An 11,472-nucleotide genomic window follows, 5' to 3' on the forward strand; every position below is an offset into this window, starting at 1 on the left:
ATGATGATCCTATACGAGCCAGCGATGGCCGCACGGTCGGAGCCGAATGGAACGAGTTGCATCGGAGAGGTGACCTGAGGGTCATCACCCGATGATGCAACAGAACCTGCAGATGCTCTCATCGTAACAAAAAAAGGGAAGGGAAGGGCTAGCCTTGTCAGAAGGGATGGGATGCACTCTAACAACTAGCCCAAAATTTCCCGAATGATATATTGGCGCTGCACTATATGAATCTGTCGAATCGCCGGTTAAATATGTATTGTTATCACAGCTAGCAGATGGCGAGCACGTCCAGCATCCAATAAAAAAGGCGACGTTTTCGATACTGGCGCACCCCTGCGTTTCCTCTGCAGCCTGTGCAAATCACATGTATCCCGACTTCTGCAGGACCATGATGTCCTCCGTGCTCAGCTTTTCACCGCTACGGAACTTCTCGAAGATCTCATCGGCCTCCTTCTTGGCCGAAGTATCGTCCTTATCCTTCCGGGCCTTGCGGCCTTTGTCCCTGATACCAGCGATGAGCTTATCGAAGTCGTGGACCTGCCTTATTTGCTCAATGTGCTCCCTGTGCTCCTCGTCCGCGGCAAGCTTGCTCTCTATGAACTTCTCCTGGGCGGCGTCTGCTTCCCTCCTCAGCTCGTCGGCCTCCTCGTAGAGCTTGAGCATCGCGTCATGCTCCACCTGGGCCTTCTCCGCCAGCTCTGAGACCTTCTTGTGGAAGTTCTCGGCGTTGTCCTTTGCCTCTCTGGTCTCCTTCTCAGCGGTCTTCACCTCCGAGAACTGCTCGATCTCCCTCTCCATCCCCTTGATCTTGGCATCGAGCTGCGACATCTCCTTCATGAGCGCCTTCTCCTTGTCGGCGCTCAGAACAGATGTCATGTGCTTCTTCTCGAGGGCCCTGAGCTCGGCCTTGAACTTCCTGATGGATAGGCCGCTCTTGGGCATCTTCTCCCGCCTGAGCGCCATGGCATTGTCACTGAGATCGTTGAACTTCCTGTTCCACTCATCCCTCAGCGCCTTGGCCTCCCTGACCTCGGAATTGAGCTTGTCCCTGCTCTCACGCCTTGTGTTTGCTTCTTCGATGAGGCCTCTGACCTTGTAGTTGAGCTCGTCTCGCTTCTCGGCCCACTCCTTGGTCTTGTCGTTCAGCTCGTCCCGGAGCCGTTTGTGCCTCTCAGCGTCGGCATTGTGCCGTCCGCGCTTGTCTTCGAGGTCCCCAATCAGCTCAGTCATACAACATCAACGCCCTCAGAACACATGAAGTCTGGACGCGATGAGGACAATACTAGGTCCGGTTTATATTCCTTTCGATGCTGGCGACGAGCACGTCTGGCCCGAGCGAGAACGGATTTCGTGGCACTGATGTGATGATTAGGTTAGGCATTGAAACCCGTTATCTAGTTTGATAATCCGAGCAACTTGATTATATGCTTCACATAGCATGATGGACAACCACTGAGCGGTGCGATTGGTGAACGAGAAAGACTTGCAGCTTGTGCACTCGGTAAGCACGGTTCTCGAATCCGAGGGTGCGACATCTACATACCTTTTCAATGCGAAATTCACCAATCTGGTCCGCGTCAATCTCGTCCTTCTCAAGGTGTTTCTGGAGGAGAAGAAACGGAAGGGCCTGATGATTACCATCGACAGGCCACACCAGTATTTATCCCACCTGATGCAGCTGCACGCCCTGGACCAGACGAACCTTGTCTTCATAGACATGATTTCCAGCCATGCGTCCGACACGAAGGGAGGTGCGGCGGCCCCCGAGTTCCAGAATGGCCCGTTCCAGATCGAGACTCTGCCAGATTTCCTGTACGGCCACGGGAATGGAGGATCGAGATTCATCTTGGACATGGGCAAGGTAGAGTTCGTTGTCATCGACAATGTCTCCACGCTTCTGACATACAACACGATGGAGAGCGTCAAGAGATTTCTCCAGAAGTATCTGGATATCATCGGCAAGACCTGCCCGAATGGTATCCAGACCGTCTTTGTCATGGACAGGAATCAGCATCCCGATCTGTTCCAGTTCATAGCGGCACTCTCGAAGAAAGCCATCCACCTCGGTTCTGACATGACCATAGAGAGCGTCAGCGTGTCCGGGGTGCTAGAGCCGGAATCTCAGCAGTCATCCCCCCAGACGAGCGTGGGCTCGATTGGTGTTGACAAGGGGATCCCCAGAAACAAGGAAGTGATGTGAAAATGGCACGGCAAGCGTTTCCCAGGATTGAGAGCGGAATTCCAGGTCTCGACGAGATGATTGAGGGAGGATTTCCATTCCCATCCGTGATACTGGTCGCTGGCAGTGCGGGCTCTGGCAAAACCACGTTCGCACAGAAGTACCTGTTCTCAGGAGCGGAGAAGGGAGAGCAGGGCCTCTTCTTCAGCACTTTGAGCGAGCCAGCCCAGTGGATGCTGAGATACGCCGCGCAGTTCGATTTCGTGAAGCCTGAGTTCTACGGCAAGGAGGTCATATACTGCGACCTCGGAAACCTTCTCAGGAAATGTACGGGCGAGCAGCTCCTGGACTACATCGACCAGAAGGTGGCCGAGGTCATGCCCCAGAGGATCGTCATCGACCCCATCACCGTGGTCGGGAACATGATGAAGGACGACTACAGGATCTTCTCATTCGATCTAACGACCAGGCTGAAGAACTGGCAAGCGACCACATTGCTGACGGGAGAGGTCCGCCCAGGGGAGATGTATCCAGCTGAACTGTCCTACGCCGTCGATGGAGTGATACTCCTTATGCTCTCGGACGAAGGGGACGCCCGCAGGAAGTACATCGAGGTCCTCAAGATGAGGGGCACGAACCACTTGACCGGGAAGCAGTCGGTGGACATCACCCGCAAGGACGGAGTGATAGTCCTGAAGGCCCGTTTCTAGAGCGAGCCGGGATGATTCGGCTGATGCTGGCGAGTGTTTTCCAGGTTATCATGGCTGATTATTGTGTCGACAGCAGTATAAGTAGTCAGGTTCAATAGTCTCCACGAGTACGAACCGATAGTCGTACTCAGAAGGATCGTACAGATGGCAGCACCGGGCTCGAAGAAGAACAGGGCAAATTCCAACAAAGGAGCATCGCTGTTCAACCTGTTCAAGCCGAAGACGGATGAGGTGGAATACGTCACGGTGAAGGAAGAGATGAAGCATCTGCACCGTGTCTTGAAGCACAGGCCGAAGTCGGTCAAACACGCCTCTGAGACCATGAGCGGGCCGGCCATCACTGAGAGAGACATCGAGATCACCGAGAAGGTGATCGACGGCATAGCACCCAGTGACCAGGAGGGTCCTAGGACCGAGCCTGACGGCTTCAATTGCCTCCAATGCGGTGCGCCACTCTCCCTCGGCGCAGACAGGTGCCCCAAGTGCAACTCCAGGTACCTCGAGATCTCAGACGAGGCGCTCAAGGAGCTCGAATCGGCGGAGATGGACATAGGAGATGAGTCGGAGGATGGCGAGGTCGTCGAGAAGGAGGGCGCTCCCTGCATTCACTTCAACTTGGAGACAGGGACCGTAAGCTACCTCGAGAACGACAACAGGAATCCCGATTTCATGCTTGAATGCAGCCACTGTGGAACTGAAATCCAGTTCGATACGGATAGATGTCCGATATGCGGCACCGCATTGGAATCCTCAGATACGGGCCTCGTGAGCTTGTTCACGGACATGAAGTTCGACGAGGTGAAAGAGGACGAGATGGACTGCCCGCTCTGCGGGGAGCATGTCACGCTCACAAAAGGGAAATGCCCAGCATGCAGCGAGATCGTCCAGGGCGGGGATCCGAGGGACCCGTCAGCCAAGGTCGATCCAGTGATACACAACGACAACGTGGTCTTCATGCATCTCGATGTCGAGACAGGGGAATTGAACTACCTCCAGCGCCTGGCCAAGACGCTAGGGTTCGAGCAGCTCACCGTGCAGCTTGACTGCATAAACAAGCCCGGGTTCGAACAGGACTGGAAGAGCCTATCGAGGATTTGAGGTGATTTGTCGATGGATGCCTTTGAGATGTTCCGCCTTCTGCTCGATGAATACTCCTCCCAGATCATCGAGCTCACGCAGCCGAAGGCCCTGAACGCAGTCGACCTGAGCGGCATGCTCGGGATCCCGATCGCCGCATGCTACAGACGGATAAGAGCGCTTAGGGACGCAGGCATCCTCAAAGAGGAGGGCAGGGCAGTGTCGATTGGCGGGAAGCTGGTCGCAACCTATAGGTCCTCCGTGGATACGGCTGAGGTGATGCTCAAAGACGGGCGGCTGAAGGTCCTCATAAGCACGAACGGTCGAAGGTCATCCGACGAAGTAGTCCTGTCAGATGAGCCTCCGTCGATGCTCCACTGGTCGAACAGAAACGACCCCCAGGCTTGAAAAAGTATCTGTGGTCTCAGACGCTGGCCTTCTCAAGGTTGTCGGCGCGCTTCGCGTACCGCCTCGACTCGCTTTCGAACAGCTTGTTCTGCTCAAGGAACTTTGCGGCCCGAGTCCTGAACTTGGCCGCCTTGGCACCTTGCGCGGCGGCCTTGGACTCCATCTTCCTTGAGAGTTCATCCTGCTTGGCCACCTTGCGTTCCATGTTGGCGATCCTTGTCCTGAGAGATTCGGGGCTGAGGTCGGATTTCCCCTGAGCCGCCCCGCTCAGCTCCGATTCGTATTCCTTCGTACGGTCCTTGAAATCCCTGGCTTTCTCCTTCTTCTCCGCGGCTTTCTCTCTGTAGGCCACCGCCCTGGCGGAGCACTTCTGGGCTTTTGCCTCGTTAGCCTTGTGCTTGTGATAGAACTTCGCTCCTTTGTGCCCGAATGCGTGCGCCTTCTTCCTGAGGACGGCCACGTCTTGGTATGCCTCTCGCTCAGCCCTGCTGGTCCTGGCAGACTTGATCTGGTCTTCGTGCTCTTCTTCCGTGGTCTCGTGCGGCTGTTCGGGTGCGGCGGTCTTGGCCTGCGCCTGAGCAGGCTTGGGTTCAACGGTGACCTGGGGCGTCTTTTCTGAGACCTGCGGTGTCGTCTTCTGGAACTCCGCTCTCGCAAGGAACGAGTCGATGTCCTCGTCCGTCCTTTTCTGGAATTCCTTCTTCTTGGCGGCGTCCTCCTGAGCACCCATGATTTCTCACCTACACCGCAAGATTTGTGTCTGTGATGATAAGGCTTTTGTTCCCGGCAGCATGAAATCCAAGCGGATGTCGGTCGCAAGGAGGGTTATCTACCGAGTCGGGCTTATAAGGGGCGGCATGGATTTGGAGATGTTCTTGGAAGGGATCCCGCAGTTTCCCGAATCGCGAAAGATCACCCTTGCTGACCGGCCAGTAATCGAGAAGTTGTTTGCAGAGTACCCCTCCGAGATCTCGGAGAGGACCTTCGGATCCGTCTACGTGTGGAGGAACTACGAGGACAGGTCGAGGATTTCGCAGCTTGATGGCCACCTGATCATCTCCTGGAGGCGGGAGAAGTTCGGGAGCATTCTCCTCACACCCGTGGGAGGGGAGCCGGCAAAGCTCATCGGAGCTCTGTCAGAGCTAGGGTCCGGGGCACAACTCACGTTCAACGGGATATTTGGGATAGTGGACCCCTTGGCCTCCCAATTGAAGGAAGCGGGTCTGTCGCCCATTCCCCTAAGGGACGAATGGGACTATGTCTACCGCACGAATGACCTCATCGTGCTGGAGGGTCCGAAGTACCACACTCAAAGGAAGGAGATGAAGAAGGCCACTTCCGAGTTCGAGTTGGTCTACGAATCCATGACGACGGCGCGCCAGAAGGATTGCTTGGAGCTCGAAGAGACTTGGTGTGATCTTAAACACTGTACCCTCGGCAAGCTCTCTGCTGCAGAGGACGGCGCCCTGAGAGAGGCCGTCGCCAACCTGGACGAGATCGGGTTCTTCGGAGGAGTCATCCTCCTCCGCGACAATGTCCAGGCGCTCACGATAGGCGAGAGGTTGAACTCGAACACAGCCGTGGTGCATTTCGAGAAGGCCAACCCCGCCATACGCGGGCTCTATCAGGTCATCAACCAGCAATTCTGCGAGCACGCGCTCAGGGATTTCGAGTTCGTGAACAGAGAGCAGGATGTCGGAGAACCGGGTCTGCGGCGGGCGAAGGAGGGCTATCACCCGTATCATTTCGTCGAGAAATACATGCTCCCGTTCCGATGATTTGTGGCTCTCCAGTCGGTGAGAAGACTATATATGTGGCAAGCTCGTTCCGTCTCGCGAAGGAAGGGAATTCCATGGTAAAGTCGTGTTTGCTGGTATGCTGCAAGCTGCTCAAGACGAAGAAGGTCGTCGACCTCGCCAAGAAGCAGCCTGGAGTGAAGGACGCTTTCCCGGTGCACGGGAGATGGGATGTCGCTGTCAGGACCGAGGATTTGGACCTCAAGAAGATCGCCGAGATAGGCATGACCATCTACAAAGCCGAGGGAGTGGAGATAGTAGAGACCATGGTCGGGTACCCGGAGATGTGAGGTGTTCAACATGGTGAAGGCAGTAGTTTTGGTTATGCTTGAGCAACAGACGTTCGAGGACGCAATGAAGATCAACAAGATCCCGGGCGTCGTGGACGGCTACCTCGTCTTTGGTCACTACGACTATATCGCGTTCATCGATGTGCCAGCGCTGGAGAAGGTCGGGCAGATTGCCGACAGGATCCAGAAGCTCGGCTTCGTCAGGTACGTAGAGACCCTGATCGAGAGATAGACGAACGGTCAAACCCTTTTGCGCTCTCATTATTCTGTACTAATCTGGTTGCTCGACGGGAAACGTAGCTGGCCCCTCCGGCTCCACGCTCAATTGAGTGCATCGAGCCATTTCAATGTTGGTTAAACATTTATATCTGAACCATAATCTGGCGCCCAAGTCAGAGAATTGGAGAGAGTAGGATGGTAGACATCACCCTAGTTATACCGATTGCAGGCGCAGTCGGGCTAGCATTCGCAGGCTATTTGACCTGGTATGTTTTCAAAAAGGACCTCGGGACTCCAGAGATGCAGGAGATCGGGGACGCCATCAGGCAGGGCGCCATGGCTTTCATGAAGAGACAGTACACGACGATACTCGTGATAAGCCTCCTGCTGAGCGGTCTGATTGCCGTTTTGATCGACCCGAAACCATGGGTCGGTCTATCGTTCCTTGTCGGGGCGCTGGCATCCGCAGTATCCGGGTACATCGGCATGTACGTAAGCGTCAGGTCGAACATCCGGACGGCCGCAGCTGCAAGGCGGACGCTCAACGAGGCGCTGGTCACTTCGTTCAGAGGTGGCGCAGTCTCTGGCATGGGCGTCGTGTCGCTCAGCCTAATTGGCGTTGCTGGCATTTTCTTCGTTTTCCACAGTGGCATGAGTTTCACGATATCGGAGTCGCTTGACTCCGCAATCGGATTCGCCTTCGGCGCGAGCTTCGCTGCCTTGTTCGCACAACTGGGAGGAGGTATCTTCACGAAGGCCGCTGATGTCGGCGCGGATCTCGTCGGCAAGATCGAGGCAGGGATTCCAGAGGACGACCCGAGGAACCCGGCCGTCATCGCCGACCTCGTTGGTGACAACGTCGGAGACTGCGCGGGCAGAGGCGCGGATTTGTTCGAATCAACCGCCGCTGAGAACATCGGGGCGATGGTCATCGGCCTGACACTGTACAAGCTGTTCACGGGAGATCCATTCAACTGGTCGGAGAGCGAGGCTCTTGTCTGGATATTCTTCCCGCTCGTAGCAAGGTCATTCGGGATATTCGCATCGCTTGTGGGCGTGCTCGCGGTGCGCTTGAGGCATGAGGACAAGGACCCGATGTCAGGCATAAACATGGGCTACTACATCACGTGTGTCTTGGCAGCCATCTTCTTCTATGTCGCAACCAAGTACATGCTGGGCGACCAGTACCTGTACTTCTTCGGAGCGGGCTTGATCGGCATTGTGCTCAGCATAGTCATAGTGTACATCACTCAATACTACACATCGGGCAGCTGGAGACCAGTGCGCGAGATCGCCGAGGCATCCACGACAGGACCCGCGACCAACATCATAACCGGGCTGTCAGTTGCGATGGAGACCACGGCTCTGCCTGTTCTTGCGATAATATTCGCGTTGCTCGGATCATTTGGCTTGGGCCAGATGGCGGGCAACGAAATCGACGGCTCAATTGTCAACGGCGTCGTCGTTGACCTTTCGAGCACTGACATGCTGATCTTCGGATTCTACGGCACGGCCGTAGCTACGATGGGAATGCTCGCAACCTGCGCATTCATCCTGGCGACCGACACATTCGGCCCGATAACTGACAACGCTGGTGGCATCATCGAAATGTCGAACCAGCCTGAGGAGATCAGACGCAGAACTGACAAGTTGGACGCTTGCGGCAACACAACCAAGGCCTTGACCAAGGGATATGCGATGGGCAGTGCCGCCCTGGCCGCGTTCCTGCTGTTTGGCGCTTACTTCGAGAGGGTCTCGGCCAAGACTGGTCAGGTGTTGTCGGAATCGTTCAAGGTGGATATCGCGCAACCAGATGTGTTCGTCGGCGGCCTTCTCGGCGCGATGCTCGTCTTCTTGTTCGCATCACTCGCGATCAGGGCTGTCGGAAAGGCGGCTCACGAGATGATCAACGAGGTCAGGAGACAGTTCAAGGCAGACCCGGGCATCATGGAGAGGACCTCGAAGCCAGATTACGCGAAGTGCGTCGACATTGCCACGAAAGGTGCTCTGAAAGCGATGGTGCTTCCTGCGCTGCTTCCTGTGCTTGTTCCCGTCACTTTCGGCATAGTCATGAACATGGCCGGTTACAACGCTCCACAGGCTGTTGGCGCGCTGCTAATGATCGGCACGATAACCGGCATAATGGTCGCGAACATGTTCAACAACGGTGGCGGCGCATGGGACAACGGCAAGAAGTACATTGAGTCAGGGAACTTCGGCGGCAAGAAATCTCCGGCGCATGCAGCTGCGGTCGTTGGCGATACTGTCGGTGACCCGCTGAAGGACACCGCAGGGCCGTCGATACACGTGCTCGTAAAGTTGCTGGCGACGGTGACGCTCGTATTCGTCGGTCTGTTCGTCTAGATATGAGGACGCTGACTCATCGGCAAACCATATATATGACCACGGGCATCGAGAGGCCCGCGAGTCATTCCATTAGAGGACTGTCTAGATGTACGTGATAGCATCGAAAGAGGACGTTGTCCGGATACCCCCGAACCTGCTGGGTGAGGACTTCCAGGAACTGTCAATCAGGCTCACCCAGGAGTCCTTCCAGAACAAGGTCGAGGGGGATGGGAGCTTCACAGTCCTCGTGAAGGACATCGAGCCCCAAGGCGGCGGGAGGATCATCCACGGTGACGGGGCCGTATACCAGAAGGTCAAGTTCGACGCCTTGATGTTCAGGCCGATGCTGCACGAGGTCGTCGAGGGCTCCATATGCGAGGTACTCAAGTTCGGCGCCTTCGTTAGGTTCGGCCCGTTGGACGGCCTGCTCCACATCAGCCAGATCATGGACGACAGGATAGATGTCGATGTCGAGGGTCGTAGGCTCGTGGGCAAGGACACAAAACGCGAGCTCAGGCTCGGAGACAGCGTCCGCGCCAGGATAGTCTCCCTCAGCATCAACGAGCGGAGCCCGAGGGAGAGCAAGATAGGCCTTACGATGCGCCAGCCAGGCCTCGGCAAGCTCGAGTGGCTCGAGGAAGATCGCAAGAAGCGGGAGGAGAAGGATAAGAGATGAAGATCGAGAGAGCCTGCAAGAAGTGCAGCTTTATTACTGAGGAGGATAAGTGCCCGCTCTGCGGAGGCGATTCCTCAAAGGAATGGCAGGGATATGTCGTGATCCTCGACCACACGAAGAGCGAGATCGCGAGGAGAATAGGCATACATGTCAACGGCAAGTTCGCCCTCAGAGTTCGATGAATCGTTCCCTCAGAAGGACCTCGAGCTACCGGAGAACCTGAGGGAGGAGCTCGCGAGGCCCATTGGAAAGCTGGTGTCCGCTTGGGCCCTCAGAAAACACATTGAAGGCAGCCCCAGGATCGTGTCGGTCGGGGATGTCGTCACCATCACTCTCCTTCAGATGAAGTTGGAGCCGGACGTCGCAGTATTCGACTACAAGACCCAGCGCTCTGAAGACTATAAGGCCAAGGAGCGCATCGGGAAGATGGGCGGGAAGCTCGTCAAGGTCGAGAACCCGCCCGGAAGGATCACGCGTGCTCTTTGGAAGGCGGTCAGGGACGCCGTGAACGGGAAGGAGAGGATCAAGATCGAGGTCTCTGGCGAAGAGGACCTCGCGGCGCTGGTCGCTATCGCGACTGCGCCAGAAGGAGTGCAAGTCATATATGGCCTACCGAAGAAGGGCCTTATGGTCGTCCGCGTCGATGCGGAGACTCGGGCCATGGCGACAGGCGCGATAAAACGAATGGCAAGGTGAAGCGATGGAGATCGAGATTGTCTCGAAGAAGGAGAACGAACTGCTGGACAGGACAGAGGTCACTTTCAAGGCGTCCCACCCGAAGGAGGGCACACCCCAGAGGGAGGCCGTCAGGGAGAAGCTCGCGTCGATGCTGAAGGCCGCCAAGGAGAGGGTCATCGTGGACTCGATGGATTCCGAGTTCGGCAAGATGGAGACGGTCGGCTACGCCAAGGTCTACAAGACCAAGGAGTCGGCAATGAAATTCGAGCGCGAGTATGTCCTGATCAGGAACAAGCTCAAGGAGAAGGCCAAGGTCGAGAAGAAGGCAGCCGCGCAGGCTCCCGCGAAGCTGAGGGCGGAGGCCGCCCCGGCGGCTCCCGCTGCCCCCGCAAAGGAGAAGTCAGAGAAGGCACCGGAGAAGCCCGCGGAGAAGAAGGCGTGATTCTGAGGTGAAGACACATGGCTGACAAGGAGAAGGCACCAAAGGTCAAGACCCCGAGGATAGCCAAGAAGGACTACTTCAAGCTCGAAGCCGGGAAGCTCGTCAGGACCAGGAAGCACTGTCCAAAGTGCGGGCCGGGCGTGTTCATGGCCGAGCACCCCAACAGGGTTTCGTGCGGCAGGTGCGGGTACACCGAGTTCAAGAAGAAGTAGCCGAATCATCCTGGCGCGATTCTGTGGCATGCCACCAGGTGCCCATTCCCTATGTCCACTAGCGGAGGTTCCTTCTCGCGGCAAAGCTTCTCAACGTACTGACATCTGGGGTTGAACCTGCACCCCCTCGGCGGATTGATCGGGCTCGGCACCTCGCCCTCGATGCCCTTCCGGTCCTTCCTCAGCTTGGGGTCCGGGATGGGGATGGACGCAATGAGCGCCTGGGTGTACGGATGCTGGGCGTTGTTGAGGAACTCGTTCGTCGGAGCTAGCTCGATCACCATGCCCAGGTACATGACCGCTATCCGGTCGCTCATGTGAGCGACGACCGAGAGGTCGTGCGATATGAAGAGGTAGGTGAGCCCGAACTTGCCCTGAAGCTTCTTGAGAAGGTTGAGGACCTGTGCCTGGACGGAGACGTCGAGGGCCGAGGTAG

The 11,472-nt window shown here is 56.5% G+C and carries 16 protein-coding genes; 13 read left to right on the plus strand and 3 right to left on the minus strand.

Annotation, left to right across the window (positions count from 1 at the left end):
- Positions 1-363: 363 nt before the first annotated feature.
- Positions 364-1,221 carry a phosphoserine phosphatase gene (locus KJ653_02540; protein MBU0684714.1) on the minus strand — a complete coding sequence of 286 codons (858 nt, stop codon included), beginning with the start codon at positions 1,219-1,221 and terminating at the stop codon, positions 364-366.
- Positions 1,222-1,471: 250 nt separating this feature from the next.
- On the opposite strand from KJ653_02540, the gene KJ653_02545 reads away from it, so the two are divergent.
- From KJ653_02545 to KJ653_02560, 4 genes are all read left to right on the plus strand, one after another.
- Positions 1,472-2,203 carry a hypothetical protein gene (locus KJ653_02545; GenBank protein ID MBU0684715.1) on the plus strand — a complete coding sequence of 244 codons (732 nt, stop codon included), beginning with the start codon at positions 1,472-1,474 and terminating at the stop codon, positions 2,201-2,203.
- A 2-nt stretch (positions 2,204-2,205) separates the two neighbouring features.
- Positions 2,206-2,892 carry a KaiA-binding protein gene (locus KJ653_02550; protein MBU0684716.1) on the plus strand — a complete coding sequence of 229 codons (687 nt, stop codon included), beginning with the start codon at positions 2,206-2,208 and terminating at the stop codon, positions 2,890-2,892.
- A gap of 144 nt (positions 2,893-3,036) precedes the next feature.
- Positions 3,037-3,990, plus strand: a complete 954-nt coding sequence (locus KJ653_02555; GenBank protein ID MBU0684717.1) for a zinc ribbon domain-containing protein — start codon at positions 3,037-3,039, stop codon at positions 3,988-3,990.
- Positions 3,991-4,002: 12 nt separating this feature from the next.
- Complete coding sequence (locus KJ653_02560; protein MBU0684718.1) at positions 4,003-4,377, plus strand: winged helix-turn-helix domain-containing protein; 375 nt, start codon at positions 4,003-4,005, stop codon at positions 4,375-4,377.
- A 16-nt stretch (positions 4,378-4,393) separates the two neighbouring features.
- Here the strand turns inward: KJ653_02560 and KJ653_02565 are convergent, their stop codons facing one another.
- Entirely contained in the window at positions 4,394-5,107 is a 714-nt protein-coding gene (locus KJ653_02565; GenBank protein ID MBU0684719.1) for a hypothetical protein, read from the minus strand.
- 127 nt (positions 5,108-5,234) lie between these two features.
- On the opposite strand from KJ653_02565, the gene KJ653_02570 reads away from it, so the two are divergent.
- From KJ653_02570 to KJ653_02610, 9 genes are all read left to right on the plus strand, one after another.
- On the plus strand, positions 5,235-6,155 hold the full coding sequence (locus tag KJ653_02570) for a DUF2156 domain-containing protein (protein ID MBU0684720.1): 921 nt from the start codon (positions 5,235-5,237) through the stop codon (positions 6,153-6,155).
- A 74-nt stretch (positions 6,156-6,229) separates the two neighbouring features.
- Positions 6,230-6,463 carry a hypothetical protein gene (locus tag KJ653_02575; protein ID MBU0684721.1) on the plus strand — a complete coding sequence of 78 codons (234 nt, stop codon included), beginning with the start codon at positions 6,230-6,232 and terminating at the stop codon, positions 6,461-6,463.
- Positions 6,464-6,473: 10 nt separating this feature from the next.
- Positions 6,474-6,695, plus strand: coding sequence for an Lrp/AsnC ligand binding domain-containing protein (locus KJ653_02580; GenBank protein MBU0684722.1), 222 nt, complete (start codon positions 6,474-6,476; stop codon positions 6,693-6,695).
- A 182-nt stretch (positions 6,696-6,877) separates the two neighbouring features.
- Positions 6,878-9,046: a sodium-translocating pyrophosphatase gene (locus KJ653_02585; protein MBU0684723.1), complete on the plus strand. Its 2,169-nt coding sequence runs from the start codon at positions 6,878-6,880 to the stop codon at positions 9,044-9,046.
- 88 nt (positions 9,047-9,134) lie between these two features.
- Entirely contained in the window at positions 9,135-9,704 is a 570-nt protein-coding gene (locus tag KJ653_02590; GenBank protein MBU0684724.1) for a DNA-directed RNA polymerase, read from the plus strand.
- Positions 9,701-9,886, plus strand: coding sequence for a DNA-directed RNA polymerase, subunit E'' (locus KJ653_02595; GenBank protein ID MBU0684725.1), 186 nt, complete (start codon positions 9,701-9,703; stop codon positions 9,884-9,886). Before KJ653_02590 ends, KJ653_02595 begins: the two co-directional genes overlap by 4 nt.
- Positions 9,852-10,400, plus strand: a complete 549-nt coding sequence (locus KJ653_02600) for a DUF359 domain-containing protein (GenBank protein MBU0684726.1) — start codon at positions 9,852-9,854, stop codon at positions 10,398-10,400. The genes KJ653_02595 and KJ653_02600 overlap by 35 nt, the downstream gene beginning before the upstream one ends.
- A 4-nt stretch (positions 10,401-10,404) precedes the next feature.
- The gene (gene rps24e, locus KJ653_02605; protein ID MBU0684727.1) at positions 10,405-10,824 is read left to right on the plus strand and encodes a 30S ribosomal protein S24e; all 420 of its coding nucleotides are present in this window, start codon (positions 10,405-10,407) and stop codon (positions 10,822-10,824) included.
- 17 nt (positions 10,825-10,841) lie between these two features.
- Complete coding sequence (locus KJ653_02610; protein MBU0684728.1) at positions 10,842-11,036, plus strand: 30S ribosomal protein S27ae; 195 nt, start codon at positions 10,842-10,844, stop codon at positions 11,034-11,036.
- 5 nt (positions 11,037-11,041) lie between these two features.
- Here KJ653_02610 and KJ653_02615 read toward each other — a convergent pair.
- On the minus strand, positions 11,042-11,472 hold a 431-nt coding region (locus KJ653_02615; protein ID MBU0684729.1), incomplete at its 5' end, for an ABC transporter ATP-binding protein.

Source organism: Candidatus Thermoplasmatota archaeon, from assembly GCA_018814355.1.
Classification (GTDB): domain Archaea; phylum Thermoplasmatota; class Thermoplasmata; order UBA10834; family UBA10834; genus COMBO-56-21.

Excerpts from the sequence above, each read along its gene's own strand:
- KJ653_02550 (MBU0684716.1), top strand. The coding sequence starts at position 2,206 with ATGGCACGGCAAGCGTTTCCCAGGATTGAGAGCGGAATTCCAGGTCTC.
- KJ653_02570 (MBU0684720.1), top strand. The coding sequence starts at position 5,235 with ATGGATTTGGAGATGTTCTTGGAAGGGATCCCGCAGTTTCCCGAATCG.
- rps24e (MBU0684727.1), top strand. The coding sequence starts at position 10,405 with ATGGAGATCGAGATTGTCTCGAAGAAGGAGAACGAACTGCTGGACAGG.
- KJ653_02600 (MBU0684726.1), top strand. The coding sequence starts at position 9,852 with ATGTCAACGGCAAGTTCGCCCTCAGAGTTCGATGAATCGTTCCCTCAG.
- KJ653_02585 (MBU0684723.1), top strand. The coding sequence starts at position 6,878 with ATGGTAGACATCACCCTAGTTATACCGATTGCAGGCGCAGTCGGGCTA.
- KJ653_02565 (MBU0684719.1), bottom strand. The coding sequence starts at position 5,107 with ATGGGTGCTCAGGAGGACGCCGCCAAGAAGAAGGAATTCCAGAAAAGG.
- KJ653_02555 (MBU0684717.1), top strand. The coding sequence starts at position 3,037 with ATGGCAGCACCGGGCTCGAAGAAGAACAGGGCAAATTCCAACAAAGGA.
- KJ653_02580 (MBU0684722.1), top strand. The coding sequence starts at position 6,474 with ATGGTGAAGGCAGTAGTTTTGGTTATGCTTGAGCAACAGACGTTCGAG.
- KJ653_02595 (MBU0684725.1), top strand. The coding sequence starts at position 9,701 with ATGAAGATCGAGAGAGCCTGCAAGAAGTGCAGCTTTATTACTGAGGAG.
- KJ653_02575 (MBU0684721.1), top strand. The coding sequence starts at position 6,230 with ATGGTAAAGTCGTGTTTGCTGGTATGCTGCAAGCTGCTCAAGACGAAG.
- KJ653_02610 (MBU0684728.1), top strand. The coding sequence starts at position 10,842 with ATGGCTGACAAGGAGAAGGCACCAAAGGTCAAGACCCCGAGGATAGCC.
- KJ653_02590 (MBU0684724.1), top strand. The coding sequence starts at position 9,135 with ATGTACGTGATAGCATCGAAAGAGGACGTTGTCCGGATACCCCCGAAC.
- KJ653_02560 (MBU0684718.1), top strand. The coding sequence starts at position 4,003 with ATGGATGCCTTTGAGATGTTCCGCCTTCTGCTCGATGAATACTCCTCC.